This window comes from Streptomyces sp. NPDC001393 (genome assembly GCF_053597455.1).
Genome location: NZ_JBSFIH010000006.1, coordinates 118,733 through 145,029 on the forward strand (window position 1 = coordinate 118,733; position 26,297 = coordinate 145,029).

The following is a 26,297-nucleotide window of genomic DNA, read 5'->3' on the forward strand; positions in this document are numbered from 1 at the left end:
GTTCAGCCGGTGCCGGCGTCCTCCTGGGTCGTCTGGCGCGGCCAGTGCTCCAGGGCCAGGTGCAGGGCCTCCACGGCCTTGTCCCAGGAGGCCTGTACGTCCCGGTCGGCGCCGAAGCCGCCGGAGGACTCCAGGGCGCAGTAGCCGTGGAAGGTGCTGCGCAGCAGGCGTACGGCGTCGGTGAGGTCGGGCTCGTCCAGGCCGTAGGCGCGCAGCATGCCGTAGGTGATCTGGGTGGTGCGGCGCATCGCCGGGGAGTCGGCGAACAGCGACTGGTCGATACGGATCTGGGTGGCCGCGTACCGGCCGGGGTGCTCCAGCGCGTAGGCCCGGTAGGCGCCGGCGAAGGCGGCCAGCGCCTCCTTGCCCGCGCGGCCCGCCACGGCCGGCGCGATCCGGTCGATCAGCTCGCCGCCGGCGTACAGCGCGAGCCGGGTGCGCAGGTCGTCCAGGCCCCGCACATGCGAGTACAGGCTCGCGTCCTTCACGCCGAAGCGGCGGGCCAGTGCGGACAGGGTGACGTTCGCGAAGCCCGCCTCGTCGGCGAGTTCCGCCGCGGCCGCGACGACACGCTCGACGGTGAGACCCGCTCGGGCCATGAGGGCCTGCCTTTCCCGTTTCCTAGTAACTCTAGGCTGGTGCCTAGGTATACCAAGAAACCGGCCGGACGGGCCGGCACCGGGCGCGACCGCGGCCGGCCGCGAGGAGAGCCGGCCGGCCGCGGTGGTCCTCAGGACCGTGTCAGTCAACTGGACTCGGGGTCGGGGGCGGTGGAGAACACGAAGGAGAACTCCGCCGGTTCGGCCCGCAGGTGGTACTGGGGCAGCGGGCCCGGGCCGCAGGACTGCGAGCCGATGCCGTGCTGGCCGTGGTCGAGGTTCACCCACACGGTGTTGCCGGGAACGAGGTCGGTGCGGTGCGCGGCGGCGTCCAGCTGCTCGGTGGTCCAGCGGCGCGCGGTGAGCCAGAACGCGGGGTCGCCCTCAATGCGCAGACCGCCGAGCTCGGCCCAGCGGACGTCGATGCGGGCGCCGTTCTCCTGCGGGCGGACGTAGGGGGTCTGCATATCGTCGACGGTCGACTGCCAACGGCCGACCACCGCCGCCGACCTGGTGTCCGGATACGCCTCGCCGGGACCGCCGCCGTACCACTGCACACGGTCTGCCGCGGACAGGGCGAAGCGGATGCCGAGCCGGGGGAGGGGGACGGCCCAGTCGCCCTCGGGGGTGGTGGATACGGTCAACCGCAGCCGGTCCCCGTCCGACGTCCAGCGGTATACGGTCGACAGCCCCAGCTCCCGTGCGGCCGGCGCCACGCGGGTGCGGACCGTCAGGGTGTGCTCGCCGGTCTCGACCGCGTCCAGCCGGTGCCGCATCCGGTGCAGGCCGAGCTGTCGCCACAGCAGGCCGTAGCGCAGGTCGGACTGCCAGGGGGCGCCGTCGTCGTTGTCGGTGGTGGCCCGCCACACGTCCAGCCGCAGATCGGAGACCGCCACGCCGCCCACGGCCGTCAGGACGCCGGTGCGGGCGTCGAAGGTGCCCGGGCCGAGGGTGATCACCCCGTCGCCGGTGACGGGCCAGGAGGTCGCCGGGACCGTGGGCACCCGGCGCTCCGACACCGGGACCTGGCCCCAGGCCACGACATGGCCCTTCGGCGCCCAGGCGGTGTCCGCCGCGAGCGCAGCCCGGACCGTCCAGAGCGCCTCGCCGGCCGGCGCCCCGGCCGGCGGCGCGGGCAGCTTGACGTCGGCGGACTCGCCGGGCGCGAGCGCCGGTACCGACAGCGCGCCGGACGCCACCGTCTCCCCGTCGACCTCGTACGACCAGGAGAACGCCAGCGCCGACACGTCGGCGAAGTCCTGCTTGTTGGTGACCCGGACCGTGCCGTCGCCGAAGTCGCCGGCGATGCCGACCGGTTCGATCACCTTCTTGAACTCGACCAGGCCGGGGGAGGGCTGCCGGTCGGGGAAGAGCAGGCCGTCGCAGACGAAGTTGCCGTCGTGCAGCTCCTCGCCGAAGTCACCGCCGTAGGCGTGGCCCAGCTCCGGATGGGCGATGCCGTGGTCGATCCACTCCCACACGAAGGCGCCCTGCAGCCGGTCGTACGACTCCAGCAGCCGCTGGTAGTCGGCGAGTCCGCCGGGGCCGTTGCCCATGGCGTGCGCGTACTCGCAGAGGATGAAGGGGAGCCCGCGTCGCTTGAGGGTGCCGCCGTCCAGGCCCCGGCCGATCCTCTCGACCTCGGCGTGGTCGGCGTACATCCGTGAATACACGTCGGTGTCACGGCAGTTGATGTCACCCTCGTAGTGGAGCAGCCGGGAGGGGTCCCGGCCCTTGATCCACTCGGCCATCGCGGTCAGGCCCCGGCCGGTGCCGGCCTCGTTGCCGAGGGACCAGATGACCACCGACGGGTGGTTCTTGTCCCGTTCGACCATGCGGGCCGCCCGGTCCAGCAGGGCCGGGGTCCAGCGGTCGTCGTCGACGGGGTTGTCCCGCCAGCCCTGCTCGGTGAAGCCGTGGGTCTCCAGGTCGCACTCGTCGATCACCCACAGCCCGTACTCGTCGCACAGGTCGAGGAAGGCCGGGTGCGGTGGGTAGTGGGAGGTGCGGACGGCGTTGATGTTGTGCCGCTTCATCAGCAGCACGTCCTCGCGCATGGTGGCGAGGTCCAGCGCGCGGCCCTTCTCGGGGTGCCACTCGTGCCGGTTGACGCCCTTGAAGAGGATCGGCCTGCCGTTGACCTTGATCAGGCCGTCCGCCAGTGCCACGGTACGGAAACCGATGCGCAGCGGCACCTTCTCGCCCTCGGTGGCGAGCGTGCCCTCGTACAGCCTCGGCGTCTCCGCCGACCACGGCTCGACCGGCACGGTGACGCTCTCGCCGACTCCGACGTCGATACCGAGCTCGGAAACGGTTACCCGGCCGTCGACGTCGGAGTCGACGCGCAGGGTGCCGGTGCCGGCGCGGTGGTCGTAGGAGGTGTGCACGAAGAAGTCGAGGGCACAGCCCGCCGGGCGGTGCAGCAGGGTGACGTCACGGAAGATGCCCGGCAGCCACCACTGGTCCTGGTCCTCCAGGTAGGAGCCGGCCGACCACTGGTGGACGCGGACCGCCAGCACGTTGCCCGCGGGTTTCAGCAGATGGCCGACGGCGAACTCGTGCGGCAGCCGGGACCCCTTGAACTCGCCGAGGTCCGTGCCGTTCAGCCACACCCGGGCGCAGGACTCCACCCCGTCGAAGCGCAGCACCGCGCCCCCGTCCGGCGGCCAGTCGTCCGGCAGGTCGAAGAGCCGCAGGTGGTCGCCGGTCGGGTTCTCCGTCGGCACGCGCGGCGGGTCCACCGGGAACGGGTAGAGGTGGTTGGTGTAGATCGGGGCGCCGTGCCCCTTAAGGACCCAGTGGCCGGGGACCGGGATCTCCGCCCAGTCATCGGCGTCGTACCCCACCTCGGCGAAGGAGTCGTCCTCGGCGTCGGCCGTCGGCGACAGCCGGAAGCGCCAACTGCCGTTCAGCGAGAGGGAGGCGGCGTCCGAGGACGCGTACCAGGCGCGGGGCGGCAGCGCCCCGGAGCCCGGCGAGACGTCCTCGACGTAGTCGGTGACGGTGTGGGTGCTCAAAGACATCGGTCTCCTAGCTCAGCCCTTGATGCCGGTCTGCGCGATTCCCTGCACCAGCCAGCGCTGGAGGAAGAGGAACACGAACAGCAGCGGCAGGATGGAAATCGCGGTCGCCATGAAGATCTGGTGGAAGACGACGGTCTGGTTGGTCACGTACGAGGAGAGCGCCACCTGCACGGTCCACGAGTTCGGGTCCTGGCCGATGACCAGCGGCCACAGGAAGGCGTTCCAGCCGTTGATGAACGTGATCGTCGCGATCGCCGCGAAGAAGTTCAGGGAGTTGGGGACGACGACCCGCCAGTACGCGCCCCAGTGGCCGAGCCCGTCCACGCGCGCCGCCTCCTCCAGTTCCTTGGGGAACCCGAGGAAGTACTGCCGGAACAGGAAGCAGGTGAAACCACTGAACAGACCCGGAATGATCAGGCCCCGGTAGGTGTCCACCCAGCCGAGGGACGACACCAGCACGAAGCTCGGCACGAAGGTCACCGAGGTCGGGACCATCAGGGTGCCCAGCACGACGTAGAAGATCTTGTTGGCGTGCCGGTACGGGATCCGGGCCAGGGCGTAGCCCGCGAGGGAGCACACCAGCAGGATGCCGACGGTCATGGAGACGGCGACCACCAGGGAGTTCACCAGCGACCGGCCGAACGGCACCGCCGGGTCGTCGAACAGCTCGCCGATGTTGCCCCACTGCAGGTGGGTGGGGAAGAACTCCCAGTGCTGCCCGGTGATCTGGGGGTCGGTGGACAGCGAGTTGCGCAGCAGCACATAGAACGGGATCAGGAAGAGGAAGGCGGCGACACCGCTCGCGATGTAGAGGCCGGTGTTGCCCATGACCCCGCCCCTGCGTTTCGTGGTCACTTGGAGTCCTCCCCCCTTCCGAAGCCCATGATCTTGCCCTGGAACAGGGTCACGACGACGATCAGCGCGGTCAGGATGACGGCGCCCGCGCTGCCGGCGCCGTAGTCCTGTTCCGTGCCCAGGGCGGTGTAGTAGAGCTCGACCAGTGGCGGCCGGCCCCACGTCGTTTTGTCGAGCAGGTTGAAGAACTCGTCGAAGGCCTGATAGGCGGCGATGAGCAGCAGCAGGATCACCGCGGTCGACGTGGCGCGCAGCTGGGGCAGCGTGATGTGCCGGAAGGTCTGCCAGCCCGGCCTGGCACCGTCGATGGCCGCGGCCTCGTACAGCTCGGCCGGGATGTTCTGCAGCGCGGCCAGGAAGAGGATCATGTAGAAACCGGACTGCAGCCACAGCCGCGCCGTGACGATGACCAGCCAGTACCAGGGCGGGCTGGGGCTCGCCAGCCAGGCGATGTTGTCGATCCCGAACCAGCCGAGGACCGTGTTCATCAGGCCGAAGCGCACCCCGCTGAAGAGGGACATCTTCCAGATCAGCGAGGCGGCGACGTAGGAGCACGCGGTCGGCAGGAAGAACACCGACCGGAAGAACGCCCGCATGGACCGCAGCCGGTTCACCAGCAGGGCGAGGCCCAGGGACACCGCCCAGGTGGTCGGCACGATGAACGCGGCGAAGACGGTGAAGGTGCCGAGCGAGTGGACGAACTTGGGGTCCGTCAGCATGTACGTGTAGTTGTCGAAGCCGATGAACTTCGACGGGGTGACGGTGAAGCGTGCGTCGAAGAAGCTGAGGTAGACGCTCCAGCCGATCGGCACGTAGATGAAGACCATCAGCCCCGCGAGGAAGGGGCCGATGAAGAGCCAGAAGTTGAAGGTGCGGCTGCCCCGCAGGCCCCGCCGTGTCCCGGCCGGTGCGGCCTTGGCCGGGGCGGGGCTCGCGAGGCCGCGCTCGGTGGTCGTCGACATGTCGTGGTCCGTCCGCCGGCCTATCCGAACAGCTTCTTCAGCTCGCGGTTGACAGCCCTGTCGCACTCATCGAGAGCCTTCTCCGGGTCACCGTCCTTGCGGACGCAGTTGGCGAGGAGGTCCCACGACGCCTGGATCATCGCCTGGGTCCAGCCGATGTTGTCGAAGTGCCCGTAGTCGTTGAACAGCTTGACGCCCTCTGCCGGAAGACCGGACTTGAGCTTGGTGGCCGAGGCGGCGATCGAGGAGCGCGGCGGGATGTGGAAGCCGTACGAGGTCGCGAAGTCCTCCTGGTACTGCTTCTGGTCGATCCACAGCCACTTGACGTACTCCTTGGCCGCGTCGACGTCGGCGCCCTTGGCGTTGACGAACATCGACCAGCCGCCGTTGTAGACCGAGGGCTTGCCGGAGTCGGTGGTCTTCGGGAAGGGGAAGATCCCGAGGTCGTCGCCGAGCGCCTTCTGGAACTGCGGCATGGCCCACATGCCGCAGAACTGGATGGCGCACAGGCCCTGGCTGAGCGAGGAGGGGTCCCAGAAGTCGGTCGGGGCGCCGAGGAGCAGATCGCCGCTGGTGAAGAGCTTGCGCAGCTTCTTCAGGCCCTCGATGACGCCGGGCGTGTGGTAGGCGATCCGGTTCTTGTCGTCGAGGGTGTCGGCGCCCGCGGACCAGATCAGCGGGTTGATGATCGCGTGCAGGTCGTTGCCGAGGTACAGGCCCTTGACCTTGCTGGTGGTGAGCTTGGCGGCGGCCTCGATCAGCTCGTCGAGGGTCTCGGGGACCTTGACGCCGGCCTTCTCGAAGAGGGAGGGCCGGTAGAAGAAGAACTGCGGGTCGTCGATCATCCGGATGCCGTAGACCTTGCCGTCCACGGTGTGCGACGTGATGTCGGCCTGGTTGAAGTCGCTCTTGACCGGGGCGATGAGGTCGGTCAGGTCCGCCACCTGACCGCTCTTGACCATCTGGATCTGCGGGTGGAACTCGAAGACGTCGGGCGCGCTCTTGGTGAGCAGGGTGGCGAAGAGCTTGCTCTCGTAGTCGGCACTGGTGATCCACTGCGTGGTCACGTTCGCGTTCTTGTACGCGGCGGCGTACCGCTTGACCGCCTGCTCCACGCCCGGCTCGCCGTAGGCGTGGAACATCTGGGTGAGCTGCTTGCCCGACCCGCTGCCGCCACGGCCGTTGTTGCTGCCGCACGCGGCGAGCGGCGCGGCGACGGCCAGCCCGGCGGCGGCGCGGAGTATCGAACGGCGGTCCCAGGTGCTGTTGCTCGGTGCCGACATGGTGACGTCCTTGTCTGTGGAAGTGCGGGTGCGGCTAAGGCCGGAGCGGGACGTTAACCTTCGGCTAAGGCTTCGGCAAGGGGTTGGACGAAGTCTGTTCGAAGCGTTGCATTCGGTTCGGGATACCGAACGGCCGGGTGGGGAAAGGGAGTTGAGGGCCGCCAGATCAGGGAGGTGGCCGGCGGCCCTCGGTCAGGGGGAAGCGGCGGTCACCGCCGGGTCCAGGCCTCGTTCGCGCCGCCGTTGCAGCTGTAGAGGATCACCTTGCTGCCGGCGGCCGTGGCCTGTCCGCTGACGTCGAGGCACCTGCCCGACGCCTCGTTCACGATCTGCCCGTCGGCGTTCAGCAGCCATCGCTGGGTGCCGTCCCCCGTGGCCGTGGCCGTGGCGGTGGCGGTGGCGGTCAGGCCCGAACTCCCCGCCGTCAGATAGCCGTTCGCGCCCTTCAGGGTGCCGTCCGCGTCGTACGACCACGACTGGTCCGCCGCGCCCGTGCAGGAGGCGATCGCGGCCCCCGAGGCGTCGGCGGTCAGGCACTTGCCGGACAGCCTGCCCACCAGGGCGCCGGTGAGCGCCGTACTGAGAAGAGGAGTCGGGCGACGCGTGCCTGGACCTTCGGCTCGAAGTGCTTCAGGTCGTTCACCCACCAGGCGCCGGACGCGCCGATGTTGTCGATGGTCTGGGCGGCGTGCGGGGAGACCTCGGCGGCGGCCGGTGCGGCGTCGGCGCTAGGCCCTGTCGTCACGTTCCCGCCTGCCCCGCGACGCCATGCACGCTCCCCCACTGCCTCAAGGGCGTGGGAGATGCCCCCACTCGCCGCACCGGGCCCGGGCCCAAGTACATCCAGTACGAGGGCCAGGACCCGGCACTCCCCCAGCCTTCGGCCGGGGGGACCCCCAGAGCACGCACCTACGGCATACATGAGCCTCCCCCACGCTCGAACAGGCTCGCGCGGGGGCACCCCCATCGCGGCGAGCGCAGGGCCCGCCCTCCGGGCGGACGGCGGGAATTTGACGACAGGACCTAGCGGGCGGGGAGGCGAGGAGGGCTCCGGTGACGGCCAGTGCGGCGGAGGCCGTCAGCAGCAGGCGGGATCTCCTGGTGCGGGGATGAGACACGTGCATCCCTTCCGTCGTCATGAAGGCGGTGCGGTACGGCTCCTTGCGTTGCTGCGTGTCGCCGACCTCTGCCCGACGGACTGCAGCGCCCCCTCCAGCGCGAACGTGGCCGCGCCCAGGGACACCGGGTCGGTGGGGATCGGGGAGAGGACGATCTCGGTGGCGGCCAGGGGCCGGCGCAGCGCGTGCCGGGCGACGGCCTGGCGGACCTCGTCGAGCAGCGGCTCGCCCAGCCGGGCGGCGACCCAGCTGCTGAGTACGACCACTTCGGGGTTGAGCAGGTTGATCAGGTCGGAGATGCCGGCGCCCAGGTAACGGGCGGTGTCCCGGACGACCTTGAGGGCCACCGGATCGTCCGCGGTGGCCGCGTCGGCCAGCGCGCCGATGGTGGCCGTCTGGTCCTCGGGGTGCAACAGCGGGGACTGCGGGCTGAGTTCGCGCAGGTTCTGCATGATGCCGGGCGCGCCGACGTACGTCTCGACGCAGCCGTGGTTGCCGCAGTGGCACAGCCGTCCGTCCAGCACGAGCGTGGTGTGGCCCCACTCGCCGGCGCTGTTGCTCACCCCCCGGTGCAGCCCGCCGCCGAGGGCGAGACCGGCACCGACGCCGGTGCCCAGATTGACCACCACCGCGTCCCCGCGGCCCCGTGCGGCCCCGAACCACAGCTCGGCCACCGCGCAGGCGCGCAGCGGGTTGTCCAGGTACAGGGGATACGCGATGTGTTCGGCGAGCAGGTCCAGCAACGGTACGTCGTGCCAGTCCCAGTTGGGCGCGTACTCGGCGACGCCGGTGTCCCGGTCCACCTGGCCCGGCACGCTCACCCCGACGCCGAGCACCCGGGCCGCCTCGATGCCGGCCTGCGCCACCACCGAGCCGACGGCCGCGGCCACATGGCCGACCACCTGCTCCGGGCGGCTCTCGCCGGGCCGCATGTCCTCGTCGGCGCGGGCCAGCACGTTCAGCGCCAGGTCGAACAGCTCGACATGGACGTACGTCTCCGCGATGTCGACGCCGATCAACGCGCCCCCCGACGCGTTGACGGCCACCAGGCCCCGGGGCCGGCCGCCGGCGGAGTCCTCGAACCCCACCTCGGTGATCATGCGCAGGTCCAGCAGCTCGCCGACCAGCGTGGCGACCGTGGCCAGGCTCAGCCCGGTGGCGGCGGCCAACTCCTGCCGGGAGGTGGGAGACTCGGCGATGATCTGGCGCAGCACCTCGTAGCGGTTCGCGGTGCGGATGTCACGTGATGTGCGCTTCAACGCGGCTGCCCCTCCCATCCCGTCCAGCCGGACCAGGCCGGGGCGACACGCGGCACCGGCGCGAGCGCCAGGCTATGGGCTGGGAGGGGATTTCGACAAGGGGTTAGGAAAGGGGCTGGAGAAAGTCCCGGGCGACTACCCCTGGTCGTCGGGGAGCCCGAGGAGGTCCCGCAGGAAGGCGTTGGTGAACGTGCCGGACGCGTCCACCTGGCGGACCAGGGACGCGAAGTCGTGGAACCGCGGATACCGCCCGCGCAGTACGGCCGAGGGGATCGCGAAGACCTTCCCCCAGTGCGGGCGCGGGTCGAACGGGTCCAGCACCTCCTCCAGCCGGCGCACCACCGGCAGCACCGCCGCCTCGTTGCGCACCCAGGTGAAGTGCAGCGCGACCGAATCCCGTCCGTGGGCCGGGCTCAGCCACTGCGGGTCGGCGGCGACCGTACGCACCTCGCAGGTCTGCAGGATACCGGCGACGGTCTCCCGGATACCGTCGATCGCATACAGGGCGTCCACCGCCGCAGACCGCGGCAGCAGGTACTCCGACTGGATCTCCTCCCCGCTGCTCGGCGTGAACTCCGCGCGGAAGTGCGGCAGCCGCTCGTGCCACGGCCCCGGCACGCCCAGCTGCTCGGTGCAGTTCCGCGCGGGCATGCCCGGCACCGGGTGCAGCGGCACCCGTGCGGGTGCCGCCCACGGGAAGTCCACCGCCGGGCGGTCCGTGCGCCGCTTGACCCACACCTGCCGGAAGCCCGGCTCCCGCCAGTCCGTGAACAGGCTCACGCTGTACCCCGCGGCCGCCACGGCATCGAAGTCCAGTGCCTCCAGCGGGAGTTCGGTGTAGACCCGCTGCTCCACCTCGTACGCCGGCTCCAGGTCGAGCGTGAGCGCGGTGACGACGCCGAGCGCGCCGAGCGAGGTCACGGCGCCGTCGAACCGCCGGTCGTCCCGGCCCATCGTCCCGCTGTCGCCGCTCGCGACGATCATCTCCACCTCCCGGACCGCCGACGCCAGCGGAGCGTTGGCCACGCCCGAGCCGTGCGTACCGGTCGCCACCGAACCGGCCACCGAGATGTGCGGCAGGGAGGCCATGTTGGGCAGGGCCAGACCGTGCGCGTGGACCGTGCGGGCCAGTTCGGCGTAGCGGGCCCAGCCCGACACCCGGACCGTGCGCGCCGCCGTGTCGACATCGATCTCCCGCGGCAGACCGGCGGTGGACAGCAGCACGCCGTCCGGACCGGGGTCGGCGATCCGGTTGAAGGAGTGCCCGCTGCCCAGCACCCGCACCCGCTCGCTCCTCGCCACCAGCGCCGCGAGCACGTCGACGGTGCGCGGACGGTGGAACTGCCGCGGGGTGTAGCTGATGGTCCGCGCCCAGTTGGTGACCGTCCCGGCGGTCCCGGCCGTCCCTGTCACAGTTGCGTCCCTCCCGGAGAGTGCCTGTGCGCCGACCCTCTCATCCAGCGTGGCCCGAGAGGGAGGCGTGCTGCGGATTTCGTTGTCCTGACCGTGACTGATTGACGTCTCTGAAATATTACTGGCCCTGGTTCTGCGATATCGGTACGGTTCTGCTGCATGATCCAGGAACCGCTTCCCGACCGCCTGCCCGTCACCGACCGCACCCGCCACCGCCGGCTGCGCGAGCAGGGCAGCCTGGAGCGGGCGGAGCTGGAGGCGATCCTCGACGCCGCCTTCGTCTGCCATCTCGGGGTGCTGGTCGACGGGCGGCCGGTCGTCGTACCCACGGTGTACGGGCGGGACGAGCGGTGGCTGTATCTGCACGGATCCGTGGCCAGCCGCAGCCTCGCCGGGGACACGCCGGTGTGCGTCACCGTCACCCACGTGGACGGGCTCGTGCTCGCCCGGTCCGTCTTCGAGCACGGCGTGAACTACCGCAGCGCCATGATCCACGGCACCGCCCGCAAGGTCACCGACCCCGAGGAGAAGCTGGAGGGTCTGCGCCGGCTCACCGAGCACTCCGCGCCCGGCCAGTGGGCGTACGCCCGCCGCCCCAACCGGAAGGAACTGGCGGCCACCACCCTCCTCGCCCTGTCCCTCCAGGAGGCCTCCGTCAAGATCCGCACCGGTGCCCCGGACGACGGCGACAGCCCCGACGCGGCCCTCGGCCTGTGGGCCGGGGTCCTGCCGCTGACCACGGTCTGGGGCACACCCGAGCCCGACCCGGCGCTGCCCGCCCGGACCGCCGTACCGGACCACATCGCGCGCCGTGCGGGGACCCGGCACGGCTGAGCCACCGGCGGGGGCATACGGTGTAAGTCGTACGCCTGAGCCGGGAGGAGACAGACGGATGGGCAGTCGTACCGCGCTGGTCGAGGATCTGATGGAACGGTTCCCACACGTGCCACGGGAAGCCGTCTTCAAGGAGGACCTGCTCCGCGGCGGCGTCGCCTTCGACCCGTCCGCCCTCAGCGACAACGAGAGCGGCGAGGTCAAACCCAAGTCGTACTTCATCTTCTCCTTCGACCACGGCACCCTGCCCGAGCTCGGCGAGGCCGCGCTCAGGCGCCCGCCGGAGGAGATCATCCTCACCGGCGGCCCGTACGACCTGCGCCGTACGGTGGTCTCCGTACGGGTGAACCCTGCCTCGCCGTACCGGGTGGCGGCCGACGACGAGGGGCTGCTCGGGCTCTACCTCGACGGAAAGCGGGTCGCGGACGTCGGTGTGCCGCCCATGCCGGAGTACTACCGGCACACCCTCTCCAACGGGAAGTCCGTGATGGAGGTGGCCCCGACCATCCAGTGGGGTTACCTGATCTACCTCACCGTTTTCCGGGTCTGCCAGTACTTCGGCGCCAAGGAGGAGTGCCAGTACTGCGACATCAACCACAACTGGCGCCAGCACAAGGCCGCCGGGCGGCCGTACACCGGAGTCAAGGACGTCGAGGAGGTGCTGGAGGCCCTCGAGATCATCGACCGGTACGACACCCAGAAGGCCTCCACCGCCTACACGCTGACCGGCGGCGCCATCACGAAAACGGTTGCCGGGCGGGACGAGGCCGACTTCTACGGCCACTACGCCAAGGCCATCGAGGAGCGCTTCCCGGGCCGCTGGATCGGCAAGGTCGTCGCCCAGGCGCTGCCCAAGGCCGACGTGCAGCGGTTCAAGGACTACGGCGTGCAGATCTACCACCCCAACTTCGAGGTGTGGGACCGCCGGCTCTTCGAGCTGTACTGCCCCGGCAAGGAGCGTTACGTCGGCCGCGACGAGTGGCACAAGCGCATCCTGGACTCTGCCGAGGTGTTCGGTGCGCGCAACGTGATCCCCAACTTCGTGGCGGGCGTGGAGATGGCCGAACCGTTCGGGTTCACCACGGTGGACGAGGCGATCGCGTCGACCACCGAGGGCCTGCGTTTCTTCATGTCGCACGGCATCACGCCCCGCTTCACCACCTGGTGCCCGGAGCCCACCACCCCGCTCGGCAAGGCCAACCCGCAGGGCGCGCCGCTGGAGTACCACATCCGCCTCCTCCAGGCCTACCGTCAGACGATGGAGGACTTCGGACTGTCCTCCCCGCCCGGCTACGGCCCGCCCGGACCCGGCCGCGCCGTCTTCTCCGTCAGCTCCTTCATGGACAGCCTGCCCGCGGACGGCCCAGCGGCCGACGGTGGCGCCACCCGGGCCCCGGCCGAGGTGTGATGCCGCGCACCGGATCGACGGGGCGGTGAGCGAAACGGCGTCGGCCTCCGTACTGGAGGCCGGAGTTGCGGGCTCGTGGCGTCGCGCATCCGCCCCGGCACCGTCGGTAACCGGATGTGAACAGGCCGCTTGTCAGTTGTGTCGATGACGTGAAAGGCTCTGTGTCCTGCCGCGAGGTTCCTCGCAACTCCCTTCCGTGTGTGGTGAGTTGCCCTCGCTCGTGGATGCAGGAGTCCCATGCCCGACCTGCCGACCCCCCAGGACGCCACCGAGTCCGCGCTGTTCTCGGAGGGCTGGGACGCGGTGCTCAGTTACGCGGACCTGTGCACCTCCGGTTCCCTGACGGCGCATCAACTGGCGACCGAGGCCTTCACGCTCGGCATGCGCGAGCTCCGTGCCGCCGCGCGCACCCATGTGCGCGGCGCGGGCCGCCGCACCGCACGGCTGCCCACGATCCCGGCACTGCTCACCGCCGTACGCGACACCGCCGCCGCCTGGGAGGCCGACGGGCAGGGCCACCGGCTCGACCCCGACCTGAGGCTGTGGCTCAACTCCGGCCAGGCCGCCCGCTACACGGGCCCGCCGCTGCAGCGCCCGGTCGCGCTGCGCGGCCTCAGGGACATGCAGGAAGCCGACGCGTCGCTGCTGTGGCTGGCCGAGGTGGAGGCGCTGCCCCTGCCCACCGTCGCCCGCCGGCTCGGCCTGGACCCGGCCACGGTCGCCGAGGAACTCGACCAGGTACGCACTCTGTTCCGGGACCGCTGCCACCGCGCCCACCTCGACACCCCGATGGACGCGCAGTGCCGTTCCTACGCCCGTCTGCTGGACGCGGTCACCCGCTCGCCGGCCGCTGACACCCCCGAGGACCTCTCCCGGCACCTCGCGACCTGCGTGGGCTGCGCCGAGGCCGCCGCGTGCCTGCGCCTGCACGGCGGCGGGCTGCCCGCAGCGCTGGCCGGCGGGGTCATCGGCTGGGGCGGCCTCGCCTACCTGGAACGCCGCCGCCGCGCCGCCGAGGTCCGCCTCGGCGCGGGCCGCCCGGCCGATCCCGGCACCGGCGACCCCGAGGAGGACGCGGGCCGCAGCAAGGTCCTGCGCCGTGGCCTGCTGGCCGCCGCCGTGCTGTTGTCGGCACTGGCGCTCGGCGTGTCGATGATGCCGTTCGGCGGCTCCGGCGACGACAGCGCCGCCGCCCGCGACGACCGGCAGCCGGTCGCCGACCCCAGCGTCTCCCGGACCACCACCCCGTCCGGACCACCGACCGCACCCGCCGCCACGCCCTCGCCCGCGCGGACCACAGCCGGCACCGGCCGTGCGCAGCCCGACCCCGAACCCCAGGGCAGCAGCTCCTCGGCCGCGCACCGGCCCGCCCCCGCCGGCTCCAACACCCCCGCGGCCGGCTGCCGGGTCGCCTACGACCTCGTCAACCAGTGGCCCGACGGCTTCCAGGCCACCGTCACCGTCACCACCGACCGGCCCCTCGACGGCTGGAGCCTGTCCTGGGCCTTCCGCGACGGCCAGCAGGTCGGCCAGATGTGGGACGCCACCGTCCACCAGAGCGGCTCCCGGGTCACCGCCACCGCCGCCGACTACAACAGGACCGTCACCGCGCACGGCACGCTGTCCCTGGGGTTCATCGGCACCTGGCAGGGCAGAAACCGGTCACCGTACGGTTTCACGCTCAACGGCGCCGCCTGCACGACCGGTTGAGCCGAGCAGCTGCTCGTGCCGCGTGATCGGGTCAGTACTCGGAGAGGTGCTCGACGACCTGACGGTCACCGCGGCCGAACTGGGCGCCCTGTCGGAGAACGCCCCGGACGTCGGCGAGCAGCCCCGGTCCGCCACATGACCTGCGCCCTTGGCCTGCTGTTCGGCGAGGGCGCCTTCCGCGACCGCTGAGTGAAAGAAATTCGGTGGCGCCGGGAATGCGGGCGCCTTTAGGGTGAGGTTCGCTTCACGCAGTGGCTGTCGGCCGCTGCTGTCGGCCGAGTGTGGAACGGGAGGTGTGACCGATGGCTGTCTCTGTGACGGGCGTTGCCCGCAACCAGAAGTTCATCCACTCCACCTCCGTGGTCTCCGGCTGATCCTTCCTGCTTCTTCCTTCTTCGCGGCCATGAGTGCGCGCGGCCGGGGCCGCCCTTGTGAAGGGTTCCCCTTGAATCTCTCTTCTCTTTCGGCTTCTTCCGCTTCGTCGCACCCTCTGGCCCCGTACGGCTGGGACGAGGGGTGGGAAGCGGAGTTCGCTGCGTATGCCGGGCAGGGTCTCCTGCCCGGCCGCGTCGTCCGGGTCGACCGCGGCCAGTGCGACGTCGTCACCGCGGGCGGGATCGTCCGCGCCGACACCGAGTTCGTCGTTCCCCGTGACCCGATGAAGGTCGTGTGCACGGGGGACTGGGTCGCCGTCGACCCCGACGGTGATCCGCGCTATGTCCGCGCGTATCTGCCGCGCCGCACCGCATTCGTGCGCTCCACCTCCTCCAAGCGGTCCGACGGGCAGATCCTGGCGGCCAACGTCGACCACGCCGTCGTCGCCGTGTCGCTCGCCCTCGACCTCGACCTCGGCCGGATCGAGCGCTTCCTCGCCCTGGCCTGGGAGTCCGGCGCCCAGCCCGTCGTCGTCCTCACCAAGGCCGACCTGGTGCCGGACCCCGTCACCCTGGCCCACCTCGTGCAGGACGTGGAGACGAGTGCGCCCGGTGTGCCGGTGCTCACCGTGAGCGCGCTGCAGGGCGAGGGGCTCGACGTCCTCGTCGCGCTCGTCGGCTCCGGTACGTCCGTGCTGCTCGGCCAGTCCGGCGCGGGCAAGTCCACGCTGGCCAATGCCCTCGTCGGCGCGGACGTCATGGACGTACGGGCCGCCCGGGACGTCGACGGCAAGGGCCGGCACACCACGACCACCCGCAACCTGCTCGCCCTGCCCTCGGGCGGGGTCTTCATTGACACACCGGGGCTGCGGGGTGTCGGCCTGTACGACGCCGGGAGCGGGGTCGGTCAGGTGTTCTCCGAGATCGAGGAACTGGCCGAGCGGTGCCGTTTCCACGACTGCTCCCACGACACCGAGCCGGACTGCGCGGTGCGCTCCGCCATGGAGAGCGGCGAGCTTCCTCAGCGCCGGCTGGAGAGTTACCGGAAGCTGGTGCGGGAGAACCAGTGGATCGTGGCCAAGACCGACGCGCGGGTCCGTGCGGAGCTTCGGCGGGACTGGAAACGGAAGGGCGCCGCCGGTCGGGCCGCGATGGAGATCAAGCGGGGGCGCCGCATGTAGGTGGGCCACGCCCCGCAGGGGCGCGGGGAACTGCGCGACCAGTCACGTCGTACCCGCGCCCCGCGACGATCGGTTGCCCTGCGCGCGATCCGCACTGCCCACCACCGCCACGTCCGATTTCCGCTGGCCCCCGCCCCTCGCCCCGTCCCACACTGGAACCGTGATGGACGAAGACACCAGGTACGAGGCGGTGCGGAGCAGGGACGGGCGGTTCGACGGAGTGTTCTTCTTCGCCGTCGCGACCACCGGGATCTACTGCCGGCCCAGCTGTCCGGCGGTGACGCCCAAGCGGGAGAACGTGCGGTTCTTCGCGACGGCCGCCGCCGCGCAGCGGGCCGGTTTCCGGGCCTGCCGACGGTGCCGGCCGGACGCCGTGCCGGGGTCCGCGGAGTGGAACGTGCGGGCGGACGTCGTCGGGCGGGCCATGCGGCTGATCGCCGACGGCGTCGTGGACCGGGAGGGCGTCGCCGGGCTCGCCGCGCGGCTCGGTTACAGCGCACGGCAGGTCCAGCGGCAGCTCACCGCGGAACTCGGCGCCGGACCCGTGGCGCTCGCGCGGGCCCAGCGGGCGCACACCGCGCGGGTGCTGCTGCAGACCACCGGGCTGCCGGTCACCGAGATCGCGTTCGCGTCCGGTTTCGCCAGCGTGCGCCAGTTCAACGACACCGTCCGGGAGGTGTACGCCTCGACACCGACCGAGCTGCGGGCCGCCGCCCCCGGGGGCCGTGGCGGCTCCCGGGGCCGGGCCGCCGACCGGGCAGCTCCGGGCGCCGGGATCCCGCTGCGGCTCGCCTACCGCGGCCCGTACCAGGCCTCCGCCGTCTTCGACCAGCTCGCCGAGGAGGTGGTAACCGGTGTCGAGGAGGTTTCCGGCGCTCCGGGCTGCCGTACCTACCGGCGCACGCTGCGGCTGCCGTACGGCACCGGGATCGTCGCCGTCGAGGAGCGCACCCGGGTGCCGAGAACCGGCACCGGCACCCGTCCGGGCGGCTGGCTCGACGCGCGGCTGCACCTCACCGACCCCCGGGACCTCACCACCGCGGTGCAGCGGCTGCGGCGCCTGTTCGACCTCGACGCCGACCCGTACGCCGTCGACGAGCGGCTCGGCGTCGACCCCCGGCTCGGCCCGCTGGTCGCCGCCCGGCCGGGACTGCGCTCGCCCGGCGCCGTGGATGCGCCGGAGGCCGCCATCCGCGCCCTGGCCGGGACGGAAGGCGCTCAGGAGCTGGTGCGGCGGTACGGCAAGGTGCTCGATGCGCCCTGCGGCAGCCTCACCCATCTCTTCCCCGAGCCGGGCGTCATCGCCGAGGCCGAGCCGGACGGGCCGCTGGGCGCGCTGGCCGCGGCCCTCGCCGACGGGACCGTACGGCTGGACCCGGGAGCCGACCGGGACGACGCACAGGAGGCCCTGCTGGCGCTGCCCGGGATGGACCCGGCCACCGTCGCCGCCGTACGCGTGCGCGCCCTCGGCGATCCGGACGTGGCCCCGCCCGGCGCCCAGGTGCCGGACGACTGGCGGCCCTGGCGTTCGTACGCCGTCCGGCACCTGTGTGCGGCAGGGGAGTGGAGCGAGTGACGACAACCGGTTACTGGACCGAACTCGACGCTCCCGTAGGCCGGTTGCTGCTCACCGCCGACGCGGACGGGGCGCTCACCTCGCTGTCCGTGCCGGGGCAGAAGGGCGGACAGAACGTGCAGAGCGTGCAGGACAGCCGGCGGCGCGATGCCGGGCCGTTCCGGGCCGCCGCGGACCAGCTCGGCGCCTACTTCGCCGGTGAACTCGCGCAGTTCCGGCTGCCGTTGAGGCCACAGGGCACCGAGTTCCGGCAGCGTGTGTGGGCCGCGCTGGACGAGGTGCCGTACGGCGCCACCGTCAGCTACGGGGAGATCGCCCGGCGGATCGGCGCCTCCCGCGCGGCGGTTCGGGCCGTCGGGGGCGCCATCGGTGCCAACCCCCTGCTGATCGTCCGCCCCTGCCACCGGGTCATCGGCGCGGACGGATCGATGACCGGGTACGCGGGCGGAGTCGAGCGGAAGGTGTGGCTGCTGACCCTGGAGGGCGCGCTCGCCTAGGTCCTGTCGTCAAATTCCCGCCGTCCGCCCGGAGGGCGGGCCCTGCGGCGTCAGGTGCGTGCTCTCGGCGTGCCGGGTCCTGGCCCTCGTACTGGATGTACTTGGGCCCGGGCCCGGTGCGGCGAGAGTGCGTGCATGGCGTCGCGGGGCAGGCGGGAATTTGACGACAGGGCCTAGCTCACGGACCGGCCGGGCGGTCCTCCTCCAGGCCCCAGCTGTGCACCCTGCGGGGATGGATGCGGATCACCTCCTCGCTGAAGTGGGGGCCCAAGTCGTGCGGGCCGACGAGGAGTTCGGCCTCACCGCGGATGTCGACCCCGCGCACCCGCCAGGGCCGTACGCTCGCGATGTCGTCCACGACCAGGGCGATCTTCGGGTTCCGCCGGAGATTGCGCCACTTCTTCGTCGTCCCCATCGCGTAGCCGCCGATCAGGATCGTGCCGTCGTCCTGGACGTGGAAGCTCACGGGGTTCGCCTGCGGCTGGCCCTGCGGGTCGACGGTGGCCATGCGGCCCAGCCGCTGCGACGCCAGATAGGCGCGTTCCGCCTCGCTGAGTTCGGTCATGACAGCAGCCAAGCACGCGGGGCCGCCCGGCACATCGGGCCCGCGGCCTAGGTCCTGTCGTCACATGCCCGTCGTCACATTCCGGCCGTCACCTTCCCGTCGTCGCGTTCCGGTTGCGCCGAGTGGGTGGACCGCCGTCGAGGGTGCGGTGGCGGGGCCCGGCCGTGTGGCACGGTCTGCTCCGACGGGCGACGGGGAAGGGCGGGTGCGCAGATGGCCGGGGCCGGACGGATCCTCGCGGTGCTGCTGCTGGCGATGCTGCCGGGCACGATGGCGCCGGCCGTGGCGGAGCCGGCGCAGCCGCCCTGGACGGGCAGCTGGGAGACCGCGCCGTCGGGAACCGCCGCCGCACTGCCCGGCGCCGCGATCCGTAACGTCGTCCACCTCAGCGTCGGCGGTACGGCCGTGCGCATCCGGCTCGGCAACCGTCTCGGCACCGCGCCCCTGCGCCTCGGCGCGGTCACCGTCGCGCTGCGCCAGGGGGCCGGCCCGGACGCGGTGCCCGGCAGCTTGCGCACCGCCACCTTCCACGGCGCCGCGACGGTCACCGTCCCGCCCGGCCAGGACACGCTCACCGACCCGGTGCCGCTGCCCGTCCCGGCCGCCGCCGACCTCCTCGTCACCGTGTACACCCCCGGCGACAGCGGCCCCGCCACCTTCCACCAGACCGCCCTGCAGACCAGCTACGTCGCCCCGGACGGCGCGGGCCGGGCCGCGGACGAGGACGGCGCCGCCTACACCACCACCGTCAGCCGCTGGTACTACGTCACCGGCGTCGACGTCCTCGGCACCACCGCCGGCAGCATCGTCGCGTTCGGCGACTCCCTCACCGACGGCAACGGTTCCACCCCCGACACCAACCACCGCTGGCCCGACCGGCTCGCCGAACAGGTCCGCGCGGACCGGCTCGGCGTCCTCAACGCCGGCATCTCCGGCAACCGTCTGCTGCGCGACGGCGTCGGACCGAGCGCCCTCGCCCGCCTGGACGCCGACGCACTGGACCGGGCCGGGGTGCGGGTCCTGGTCGTCCTGGAGGGCATCAACGACATCAAGGGCACACCGACGGCCGACGACGTCACCGCCTACGCCGACGCCTACCGCACCCTCGTCGCCCGCGCCCACGCCCGGCGCATCCGGGTCGTCGGCGTCACCCTCACCCCGTACCGGGGCTTCTCCGCCTACACGGACGCCCGCGAGGCCGTACGGCAGCGGGTGAACGCCTTCATCCGCACCGGCGGCACGTTCGACGCGGTCGCCGACGCCGACGCCGCGCTCCGCGACCCCACCGACCCGACCCGCCTCCTTCCCGCCTACGACCCCGGCGACCACCTGCACTTCAACGACAACGGCATGGCAGCGGTGGCCGAGACGGTGCGCGCGGCCCTCGGCGTGGTGCGCTGACGGCCGGTCGGGTCGTTCAGCCCCACAGCACCGCCCCCAGCCACGCCCCCGCGATCAGCAGGCAGGCGAACAGCTCCGCCAGCACGCTCGAGCCGCCCGAGCGCATCGCCGTGCGGACGGAAGCCATCGCCTCGCCGTGCCGGCCCAGCCGCAGCCGCTCGTGCAGATAGACGCCGGCCACGAAGCCGGGCAGGGCGCCCAGCACCGGCAGCAGGACGAAGCCGAGCAACGCACCGGCGCCCGCGTACACCGCCGTCCGCGGTGTGGCGCCGCTCTGGCGGAGCCGGCGCGGGGGCAGGGCCGCGCGGACCGCCAGTGACAGCAGCAGGACCGCGGTGGCGCCCACCAGGACGGCCCAGGTCAGCGGGCGCGGATCGGTCAGCGCCCACCACAGCACCGCCGCCCACACCAGCCACGAGCCCGGCACCCCGGGCACCAGCACTCCGCACAGGCCGAGCGCGACGACCACCCCGACCAGCAGGAGTTCCCACACTCCCATCTGCCCAGAGTGCCGGAGAAGGCGGGCGAGGGCAGGTGGGGGCAGGTAGGGGCGGGCTGGGCGCGGGCGAGGGCAGGTGGGTGCCGGGCCGGCCGGAGCCTACGAGCGGATGACCCAGCCCCGCTCGTACGCGTGCCAGCCCAGTTGCAGCCGGGTCGTCACCCCGGCCAGCTGCATCAGGCGCCGCACCCGGCGCTGCACGGTCCTCAGGCCCAGGTCGAGCTGCTTGGCCACGCTTGCGTCCGTCAGCCCGGCCAGCAGCAGCGACAGCACCTCCAGATCGGTGGCGTCGGGGCCGTACGGCTGCTCCTCGACCACCTCCGAGGCGCCCAGACGCAGCGGCAGCGCCTCCCGCCAGACCGACTCGAACAGCCCGGCCAGCAGTTCCAGCAGCCCGCTGGCGTGCACCACCAGCGCGGCCGGCTCCGCCGTGCGGGAGCTCAGCGGCACCATCGCGAGCGCACGGTCGGCGATCACCAGCTTCGTCGGCACCCGGTCCACCGCCCGCACCTGCTCGTCACGGGCGAGCGCGGCCGACAACTCGGTCAGCCCGTGCGGCAGCTCCAGCACCGCGCGCTCCACCACCACCCGGTAGCGCACCCCGCGCCCGGCCGCCTGTGCCTCCGCCTCGTTCTCCATGCCGGACACGACCTCCGGATGGCCGGTCACCAGCGCGCACACCTCCTCGGCCGCCCCCAGCTGCAGCTGCAGAAAACGCTGGGCGACCGCCGAGGCGCCGGTCACCACCTCCACCAGGTCGTGCACCGCCGGCTCGGCCGCCGCCGCCCGGTACTCCTCCGCGAGCAGCGCCGCCGCCAGCTCCGCCTTCTCCAGCTCGTGCCGCTGCTGGGTGAGCAGCGCGCCCAGCGCCACCCCGGGCGGGGCCGCCACCCAGCGGCCCGGCCGGGCCGGGGACTGCGCGGCGAGCCCCTGGCGCTCCAGACGGCGCAGGACCCGCTCGGCGTCTGGTTCGGACAGCGTCAGGCGCCGCGCCAGATCGGGCACGTCGGCCGCGCCCACGGACACCAGCGCCCGGTACGCCGCCTCGTGCGTGTCGTCCAGCCCTATCGCCGCCAGCATCGGCCCACGTCCCTCCTCTGGAACGGGCCCGGAACCCGGACCCGAGAACACGCCACGAACACGCCACTAGCACGCCACGAGAACGCCATGAACGAGCCACCGCCGAGCCGTCACGACGAGCCCGGCCTGGCGGAAACCGGCCACGGCGCAAACCCGCCGCGGAACATCATCGCCGTGGCGGAGGCGGGTCTGCCAAGGTGGCAGCACCGCGGGATGCGCGCCGTGCTCTCGATTCACAGCCGTGTCCCAGGAAACCAAGCCACAATCCGGCCATCCGACAGGTGCCCCGACACGGCCCGGTCGCCCGGAACGTGGCCCGGGCCCGGACGTGTGCGAGCCATGCGAAGGGGATCCGGGGCCGGGCCACTTGGGACGTCGTCGGGCGGTCCTCCCGTGGGGGGTGGGGCCGCCCGGCGGCCATCTGCCGTCTCCCGTACGGCTGTTCACTGCGTCACCCGACACGCCGTTCGACGGGGCCGGGTGCGCCGGATTTTCCTGATGCCCCGTTTTCATACGGCCCGTGCGGTGGACAATCAGAGGCATGAGCCAGCAGGGGGGAAGGCCCGCGCGTCCTGAGGACGACTGGTGGGGGCAGCTGTACGACGACTCCACCGAGGACACGGGACCCACGGCCGCGCCCGATTCCCTGGACGACCGCTTCGCCTCCGCGAAGCACACGGTGACGGGCCGGCCGGTCCCGGCACCGTCGAGTGACCGGGCGCCGGGAACAGGGGACGGCGATGGCGGCGCGGCAGGAGATGACGGGACCGTCCGCGATGCCGGAGGCGGCGGCGGAACGGAGCGGCGAGGGGCCGCGGTGCCGACGCAACGCGCGGCCCAGGACCCGCCTGCCGCGCCGCCGGTCCCCCCGCCTCCGGCACCCACCACCGCGACCGGTGTACCGCCCCGGCAGCGGTCCCCCTGGGAACCCCGACCGACCGAGCAGCTCCCCGCACCCGGCAGCCCCCCGCCCCCGCCGGAACCGGCCGCCCCCTCCTCGCCGACGGCTCATCGCTCGGCGCAGGGCCGGTGCACTCCGCCCCCACCGGAAGGCCCCACCCCGTACCCGCCCCCACCCGAACCACCCACCGACCGATCCACACCGCCCCCACCCGCACCCACCTCGCCCCAGCAGCCGCGGGACCCGTCCGCACCGGCGTCGCCCCGGCAGCCGCAGGACCAGTCCGTGCCCGCATGGCCTCAGCAGCCGCTGGACGCGTGCGCGCCCGGCGCGCAGGACCCGTGCGCGCCCGGTACGCCCCGGGAGGAGTTGGATCCACCCGCACCCGGTTCGCCCCGCCAGCCGCAGGACTCGTCCGCACCCGCCTCGCCCCGCCAGCCGCAGGCCCAGGTCTCCCCTTCCGGGCCGCAGGAGCCGTCGCCGCGTGTCGCGCCCCCTGATCCACGTGAGCCGCCCGCGCCCGCCGCAACCGGCTCAGCCCCGGCACCCGCCCCCTCGCTCGCGCTCTCGTCCCCACCCCCCTCCGGTATCGACTACGTGGGCTCCGGTCCGCCCACCTACGATCCTGAGCCCACCGCGTTGCCGGCCGCCGAGCCGGACGGGCTGGGGGAGCTGGTCGCGGACACGGTGCTGGACGGTGCCAGGTACGGGACGTGCACGCTGCGGGCGGTGTCGCTGCGCGGGGACTCGGCGCGGTACCGGGGCGAGCCGCGCCGGGACGCGCTGCTCACCGCACGGTTCGGGGCGGGGGAGCAGGCGCTGGTGCTGGTCGCGATGGCGACCGGCGTGCGGGGCACGCCCGGTGCACATCTGGCGGCGGCCGAGGCGTGCCGGTGGATCGGGCGGGCCGTGGGCCGCAGTCATCACCGGCTCGTGGAGGACATCCGGGCGGCCCGGCGCGGCGACCTGAAGTCGGGGCTGCACCGGCTGACCGACCGCAGTCTCGGCAGGCTCCGCGCGAGCGCCGCCGAACAGGGCGTCGACCCGGAGGAGTACACGGCGAGCCTGCGCTGTCTGCTGCTGCCCGCCGACCCCGACTGCCGTACGCGCGTGTTCTTCGGCGTCGGCGACGGCGGCCTGTTCCGGCTGCGGGACGGCGCGTGGCAGGACATCGAGCCGCAGGTGTCACCCGCCGACACCGCCGGAGGCTCCGTCGTCGGCTTCGGCTCCCCGCCCGCGAGGACGTTCGCCGAGACCCCCGAGGGCGACCGGCTCACCATGGACTTCGGCATCCCGACCCCGCCGAGCCCGTACGAACCGGCGCCCGAGCCGCCGCGCGAGCCGTTCCGGTTCCGTGCCTCGGTGGCCCGCCCGGGTGATGCGCTGGTGATGTGCACCGCGGGGCTGGCCGATCCGCTGCACGGCGAGGCCGCCCTCTGTGCCTACCTGGCCCGCCGCTGGTCCGGCCCCACCCCGCCCGGGCTCGCCGCGTTCCTCGCCGACGCCCAGGTGCGGGTGAAGGGCTACGCCGACGACCGTACGGCGGCGGTGGTGTGGGAGGCGTAACCGTTTCCCCTGTGCCTCCAAGGGTGCGCTGAAGAAGCACGCCGACGCGTTGGAGGGTGTGAGGAAACCCCGGGCGGGGGAGCGGAACCCCGGGCGGGGGAGCGGATTTCGGCCACTTTCACGGCGCGTGACGGTGTGCCGACGGCCGGTGCCGGGCGCATCTGCCTTGCCGTTGCGGGGCGTCCGTGGCGCCCAGCGCCGTGCGGGAAGCCGGCGAGGCGGGTGCGGCGCGGCCCGGCGGGCGGCCCGGACGCCGTACGGCCGTGGCCGAACCGCCGGTCATCGGTCGTGCGTGATGACTGCCTGTGTGCGTGCTGGGCAAGCATCCTCCGTGAACGTGTTCGACCAGGAGGGGCAGGGTCCAGCGGCGTGCGGGCGGGGGTCATGAAGAGTCAGGCACGAGGGGGCGGTCCTGCGGTCGTCGGGGGCTCCTCGGCGACGACGGGGGAAGAGACCGGCACCATCACGGAACACGCGCACCGGCTCCGGCACAGGCTGGGGCGGGCGGATCTCAGGGCGGTGCCCGAGGCCCGCCGGGCGTTGCGCGAACTGCTGCGGCACTGGGGCAAACCGGGCCGCTCGGAGATCGCCGAACTGCTCACCAGCGAACTGGTCACCAACGCGCTCGTCCACACCGACGACGACGCGGTCCTCACGGCGGTCGTGGAGCCTGGCGGACTGCGCGTGGAGGTACGGGACTTCGTGGCCCGCAGACCCGAGCTGAGAGGCCCGGACTCGGACGACGACACCCATGGGCGGGGCCTGCTGCTGGTGCAGTCCCTCGCGGACGCCTGGGGCGTACGGCCGCACGGGGTGGGCAAGTCGGTGTGGTTCGAACTGGGCGCCGAGGCGGCGTGACGCTCCGCGGGAACGCCGGCTCGCTGCGGACCGCGTGCGAGGCGGGCCGGGGGCGTGACCCGTGCGGTCACACCCCCGGCCCGTCATGAGCGGTGGTTCCGGCCGAACCGCCCTGTGCGGCGGTTCCTAGCCGAACTGCTGCTCCAGGTCCTTCAGCTTGCGCTCCAGGGAGTCCAGGCGCGGCAGGGCCATGGTGTCGTCCTCGGCGGTGAGGTCGACGGTCACCTGCTCAGCGGACCCGCTGCGGACCGGCTGCAGGGAGGGACGGGTGCGTACGGGCAGCTGTTCCGCGGTGGATATGGCAGGCTCCGCGGTCGCCGTGGCGGGGCCGCGCTCCACGGCCTGCACCTCGACCTCGACCTGCCGTCCGCCCCGGCCGACGAAGCCGCGGTGGCCCCGGCTGATGGCCTTCAGCTGGGCGCGCTCGATGCGCTGCTGCTCGCGCCGGCGCCGCCGCTGCTCGTCCTTCTGGCGCCGGTCGTCCCGGACCTCCTCGACCGCCTCGTCCAGGCTGCGCACGCCCTCCAGGAGCATCAGCGACCAGGCCCGGTAGGTCTCGCGGGGGGCGCGCAGCCAGCGCACGATGCGGATCTGCGGCAGCGGGCGCGGCACCAGGCCCTGCTCGCGCAGCGCGGCCCGGCGGGTCTGCTTCAGTGCCCGGTCGAACAGGACGGCAGCCGACAGCGACATACCGGAGAAGAACTGCGGCGCGCCCGCGTGGCCGGCACCCCGGGGCGCGTGCACCCAGTTGAACCAGGCCGCCGCCGCGGCGAACAGCCACACGAGGATCCGGGAGCCGAGGGCCGCGTCACCGTGGCTGGCCTCGCGCACCGCGAGGACGGAGCAGAACATCGCCGCGCCGTCCAGGCCGAACGGCACGAGGTACTGCCAGCCGCCGGTCAGCCCGAGGTTCTGTTCGCCGAAGCCGACGAGGCCGTGGAAGGACAGGGCGGCGGCGACCGCCGCACAGCAGAACAGGAGCACGTAGGAGGCGGTGCCGTAGATGGCCTCCTTGCGTCTGCGGCGCTCCTCGCTGCGCTCCCAGGAGTCGTCCGCGCTCGCGTTCTCCCCGGAGGAGCGCTTGCCGCGCGCCAGCACCGCCACCGCCGCCAGCATTCCCAGGAGCAGTACGGCGCCCGGAAGCAGCCAGTTCAGCGATATGTCGGTCAGTCTCATCAGGGGTCCCTTGCATTGGGATAGGGCGTAACGCCCGCCATAGTGGCCCACTCCCGAGGGCCCTCAGGGGGTTTCGGGGCAAGAGGCCGCCAAGAAAGTGCAAGGGGATGCCCAGGACGGCGTTCCGCTCGAACTGCCGCTTGAGGGGCGAGAGTTGAG

21 protein-coding genes and 1 pseudogene are annotated in these 26,297 nt (G+C 72.5%); 9 read left to right on the forward strand and 13 right to left on the reverse strand.

Going from position 1 to position 26,297, the window contains the following annotated elements:
• Positions 1-2: 2 nt before the first annotated feature.
• The 9 genes and pseudogenes from ACWC2T_RS10115 to ACWC2T_RS10155 form a co-directional block, all read right to left on the reverse strand.
• Complete coding sequence (locus ACWC2T_RS10115) at positions 3-599, reverse strand: TetR/AcrR family transcriptional regulator (RefSeq protein ID WP_450669904.1); 597 nt, start codon at positions 597-599, stop codon at positions 3-5.
• 146 nt (positions 600-745) lie between these two features.
• On the reverse strand, positions 746-3,622 hold the full coding sequence (locus tag ACWC2T_RS10120; RefSeq protein ID WP_450669905.1) for a glycoside hydrolase family 2 TIM barrel-domain containing protein: 2,877 nt from the start codon (positions 3,620-3,622) through the stop codon (positions 746-748).
• Between the two features lie 12 nt (positions 3,623-3,634).
• A complete protein-coding gene (locus tag ACWC2T_RS10125; RefSeq protein WP_450670014.1) occupies positions 3,635-4,450 on the reverse strand; it encodes a carbohydrate ABC transporter permease in 816 nt (271 codons plus the stop codon).
• Between the two features lie 23 nt (positions 4,451-4,473).
• Positions 4,474-5,439 carry a carbohydrate ABC transporter permease gene (locus tag ACWC2T_RS10130; protein WP_450669906.1) on the reverse strand — a complete coding sequence of 322 codons (966 nt, stop codon included), beginning with the start codon at positions 5,437-5,439 and terminating at the stop codon, positions 4,474-4,476.
• Positions 5,440-5,459: 20 nt separating this feature from the next.
• Positions 5,460-6,722, reverse strand: coding sequence for an ABC transporter substrate-binding protein (locus ACWC2T_RS10135; protein WP_450669907.1), 1,263 nt, complete (start codon positions 6,720-6,722; stop codon positions 5,460-5,462).
• A 209-nt stretch (positions 6,723-6,931) separates the two neighbouring features.
• A pseudogene (locus ACWC2T_RS10140) lies at positions 6,932-7,303 on the reverse strand (ricin-type beta-trefoil lectin domain protein); the annotation flags it as partial.
• Positions 7,252-7,467, reverse strand: coding sequence for a hypothetical protein (locus tag ACWC2T_RS10145; protein ID WP_450670020.1), 216 nt, complete (start codon positions 7,465-7,467; stop codon positions 7,252-7,254). The pseudogene ACWC2T_RS10140 and the gene ACWC2T_RS10145, both read right to left, overlap by 52 nt.
• A 390-nt stretch (positions 7,468-7,857) precedes the next feature.
• Positions 7,858-9,099: an ROK family transcriptional regulator gene (locus ACWC2T_RS10150; RefSeq protein ID WP_450669908.1), complete on the reverse strand. Its 1,242-nt coding sequence runs from the start codon at positions 9,097-9,099 to the stop codon at positions 7,858-7,860.
• 135 nt (positions 9,100-9,234) lie between these two features.
• Positions 9,235-10,512, reverse strand: coding sequence for a D-arabinono-1,4-lactone oxidase (locus ACWC2T_RS10155; RefSeq protein WP_450669909.1), 1,278 nt, complete (start codon positions 10,510-10,512; stop codon positions 9,235-9,237).
• Positions 10,513-10,671: 159 nt separating this feature from the next.
• Between ACWC2T_RS10155 and ACWC2T_RS10160 the strand changes: the two genes are divergently transcribed.
• From ACWC2T_RS10160 to ACWC2T_RS10185, 6 genes are all read left to right on the forward strand, one after another.
• Positions 10,672-11,346, forward strand: coding sequence for a pyridoxamine 5'-phosphate oxidase family protein (locus ACWC2T_RS10160; RefSeq protein ID WP_450669910.1), 675 nt, complete (start codon positions 10,672-10,674; stop codon positions 11,344-11,346).
• Positions 11,347-11,404: 58 nt separating this feature from the next.
• Positions 11,405-12,754, forward strand: coding sequence for a radical SAM protein (locus tag ACWC2T_RS10165; protein WP_450669911.1), 1,350 nt, complete (start codon positions 11,405-11,407; stop codon positions 12,752-12,754).
• A gap of 237 nt (positions 12,755-12,991) precedes the next feature.
• A complete protein-coding gene (locus ACWC2T_RS10170; protein WP_450669912.1) occupies positions 12,992-14,464 on the forward strand; it encodes a cellulose binding domain-containing protein in 1,473 nt (490 codons plus the stop codon).
• Positions 14,465-14,867: 403 nt separating this feature from the next.
• Positions 14,868-16,019, forward strand: a complete 1,152-nt coding sequence (gene rsgA / locus ACWC2T_RS10175) for a ribosome small subunit-dependent GTPase A (RefSeq protein WP_450669913.1) — start codon at positions 14,868-14,870, stop codon at positions 16,017-16,019.
• A 163-nt stretch (positions 16,020-16,182) separates the two neighbouring features.
• Entirely contained in the window at positions 16,183-17,595 is a 1,413-nt protein-coding gene (locus tag ACWC2T_RS10180) for an AlkA N-terminal domain-containing protein (protein ID WP_450670015.1), read from the forward strand.
• Positions 17,583-18,092, forward strand: coding sequence for a methylated-DNA--[protein]-cysteine S-methyltransferase (locus ACWC2T_RS10185; RefSeq protein ID WP_450669914.1), 510 nt, complete (start codon positions 17,583-17,585; stop codon positions 18,090-18,092). Before ACWC2T_RS10180 ends, ACWC2T_RS10185 begins: the two co-directional genes overlap by 13 nt.
• 178 nt (positions 18,093-18,270) lie before the next feature.
• On the opposite strand, the gene ACWC2T_RS10190 is transcribed toward ACWC2T_RS10185, so the two are convergent.
• A complete protein-coding gene (locus ACWC2T_RS10190) occupies positions 18,271-18,657 on the reverse strand; it encodes a PPOX class F420-dependent oxidoreductase (RefSeq protein WP_450669915.1) in 387 nt (128 codons plus the stop codon).
• Positions 18,658-18,870: 213 nt separating this feature from the next.
• On the opposite strand from ACWC2T_RS10190, the gene ACWC2T_RS10195 reads away from it, so the two are divergent.
• Positions 18,871-20,058, forward strand: coding sequence for an SGNH/GDSL hydrolase family protein (locus ACWC2T_RS10195; RefSeq protein WP_450669916.1), 1,188 nt, complete (start codon positions 18,871-18,873; stop codon positions 20,056-20,058).
• A gap of 16 nt (positions 20,059-20,074) precedes the next feature.
• Here the strand turns inward: ACWC2T_RS10195 and ACWC2T_RS10200 are convergent, their stop codons facing one another.
• On the reverse strand, positions 20,075-20,557 hold the full coding sequence (locus ACWC2T_RS10200) for a DUF456 domain-containing protein (protein WP_450669917.1): 483 nt from the start codon (positions 20,555-20,557) through the stop codon (positions 20,075-20,077).
• Positions 20,558-20,656: 99 nt separating this feature from the next.
• Positions 20,657-21,637 carry a helix-turn-helix domain-containing protein gene (locus ACWC2T_RS10205; protein ID WP_450669918.1) on the reverse strand — a complete coding sequence of 327 codons (981 nt, stop codon included), beginning with the start codon at positions 21,635-21,637 and terminating at the stop codon, positions 20,657-20,659.
• Between the two features lie 541 nt (positions 21,638-22,178).
• On the opposite strand from ACWC2T_RS10205, the gene ACWC2T_RS10210 reads away from it, so the two are divergent.
• Positions 22,179-24,104 carry a protein phosphatase 2C domain-containing protein gene (locus ACWC2T_RS10210; RefSeq protein WP_450669919.1) on the forward strand — a complete coding sequence of 642 codons (1,926 nt, stop codon included), beginning with the start codon at positions 22,179-22,181 and terminating at the stop codon, positions 24,102-24,104.
• Between the two features lie 384 nt (positions 24,105-24,488).
• Complete coding sequence (locus ACWC2T_RS10215; protein ID WP_450669920.1) at positions 24,489-24,962, forward strand: ATP-binding protein; 474 nt, start codon at positions 24,489-24,491, stop codon at positions 24,960-24,962.
• Positions 24,963-25,088: 126 nt separating this feature from the next.
• Here ACWC2T_RS10215 and ACWC2T_RS10220 read toward each other — a convergent pair whose 3' ends face one another.
• Positions 25,089-26,138 (reverse strand): DUF2637 domain-containing protein, encoded by a 1,050-nt coding sequence (locus ACWC2T_RS10220; RefSeq protein WP_450669921.1) that lies wholly within the window; start codon positions 26,136-26,138, stop codon positions 25,089-25,091.
• Positions 26,139-26,297: the final 159 nt, after the last annotated feature.

What these genes read in the sequence shown, in the direction of transcription:
- ACWC2T_RS10115 (WP_450669904.1), bottom strand. Translation starts at nt 599, where the DNA reads ATGGCCCGAGCGGGTCTCACCGTCGAGCGTGTCGTCGCGGCCGCGGCG.
- ACWC2T_RS10120 (WP_450669905.1), bottom strand. Translation starts at nt 3,622, where the DNA reads ATGTCTTTGAGCACCCACACCGTCACCGACTACGTCGAGGACGTCTCG.
- ACWC2T_RS10125 (WP_450670014.1), bottom strand. Translation starts at nt 4,450, where the DNA reads ATGGGCAACACCGGCCTCTACATCGCGAGCGGTGTCGCCGCCTTCCTC.
- ACWC2T_RS10130 (WP_450669906.1), bottom strand. Translation starts at nt 5,439, where the DNA reads ATGTCGACGACCACCGAGCGCGGCCTCGCGAGCCCCGCCCCGGCCAAG.
- ACWC2T_RS10135 (WP_450669907.1), bottom strand. Translation starts at nt 6,722, where the DNA reads ATGTCGGCACCGAGCAACAGCACCTGGGACCGCCGTTCGATACTCCGC.
- ACWC2T_RS10160 (WP_450669910.1), top strand. Translation starts at nt 10,672, where the DNA reads ATGATCCAGGAACCGCTTCCCGACCGCCTGCCCGTCACCGACCGCACC.
- ACWC2T_RS10165 (WP_450669911.1), top strand. Translation starts at nt 11,405, where the DNA reads ATGGGCAGTCGTACCGCGCTGGTCGAGGATCTGATGGAACGGTTCCCA.
- ACWC2T_RS10170 (WP_450669912.1), top strand. Translation starts at nt 12,992, where the DNA reads ATGCCCGACCTGCCGACCCCCCAGGACGCCACCGAGTCCGCGCTGTTC.
- rsgA (WP_450669913.1), top strand. Translation starts at nt 14,868, where the DNA reads ATGAGTGCGCGCGGCCGGGGCCGCCCTTGTGAAGGGTTCCCCTTGAAT.
- ACWC2T_RS10180 (WP_450670015.1), top strand. Translation starts at nt 16,183, where the DNA reads ATGGACGAAGACACCAGGTACGAGGCGGTGCGGAGCAGGGACGGGCGG.
- ACWC2T_RS10190 (WP_450669915.1), bottom strand. Translation starts at nt 18,657, where the DNA reads ATGACCGAACTCAGCGAGGCGGAACGCGCCTATCTGGCGTCGCAGCGG.
- ACWC2T_RS10195 (WP_450669916.1), top strand. Translation starts at nt 18,871, where the DNA reads ATGGCCGGGGCCGGACGGATCCTCGCGGTGCTGCTGCTGGCGATGCTG.
- ACWC2T_RS10200 (WP_450669917.1), bottom strand. Translation starts at nt 20,557, where the DNA reads ATGGGAGTGTGGGAACTCCTGCTGGTCGGGGTGGTCGTCGCGCTCGGC.
- ACWC2T_RS10205 (WP_450669918.1), bottom strand. Translation starts at nt 21,637, where the DNA reads ATGCTGGCGGCGATAGGGCTGGACGACACGCACGAGGCGGCGTACCGG.
- ACWC2T_RS10210 (WP_450669919.1), top strand. Translation starts at nt 22,179, where the DNA reads ATGAGCCAGCAGGGGGGAAGGCCCGCGCGTCCTGAGGACGACTGGTGG.
- ACWC2T_RS10215 (WP_450669920.1), top strand. Translation starts at nt 24,489, where the DNA reads ATGAAGAGTCAGGCACGAGGGGGCGGTCCTGCGGTCGTCGGGGGCTCC.
- ACWC2T_RS10220 (WP_450669921.1), bottom strand. Translation starts at nt 26,138, where the DNA reads ATGAGACTGACCGACATATCGCTGAACTGGCTGCTTCCGGGCGCCGTA.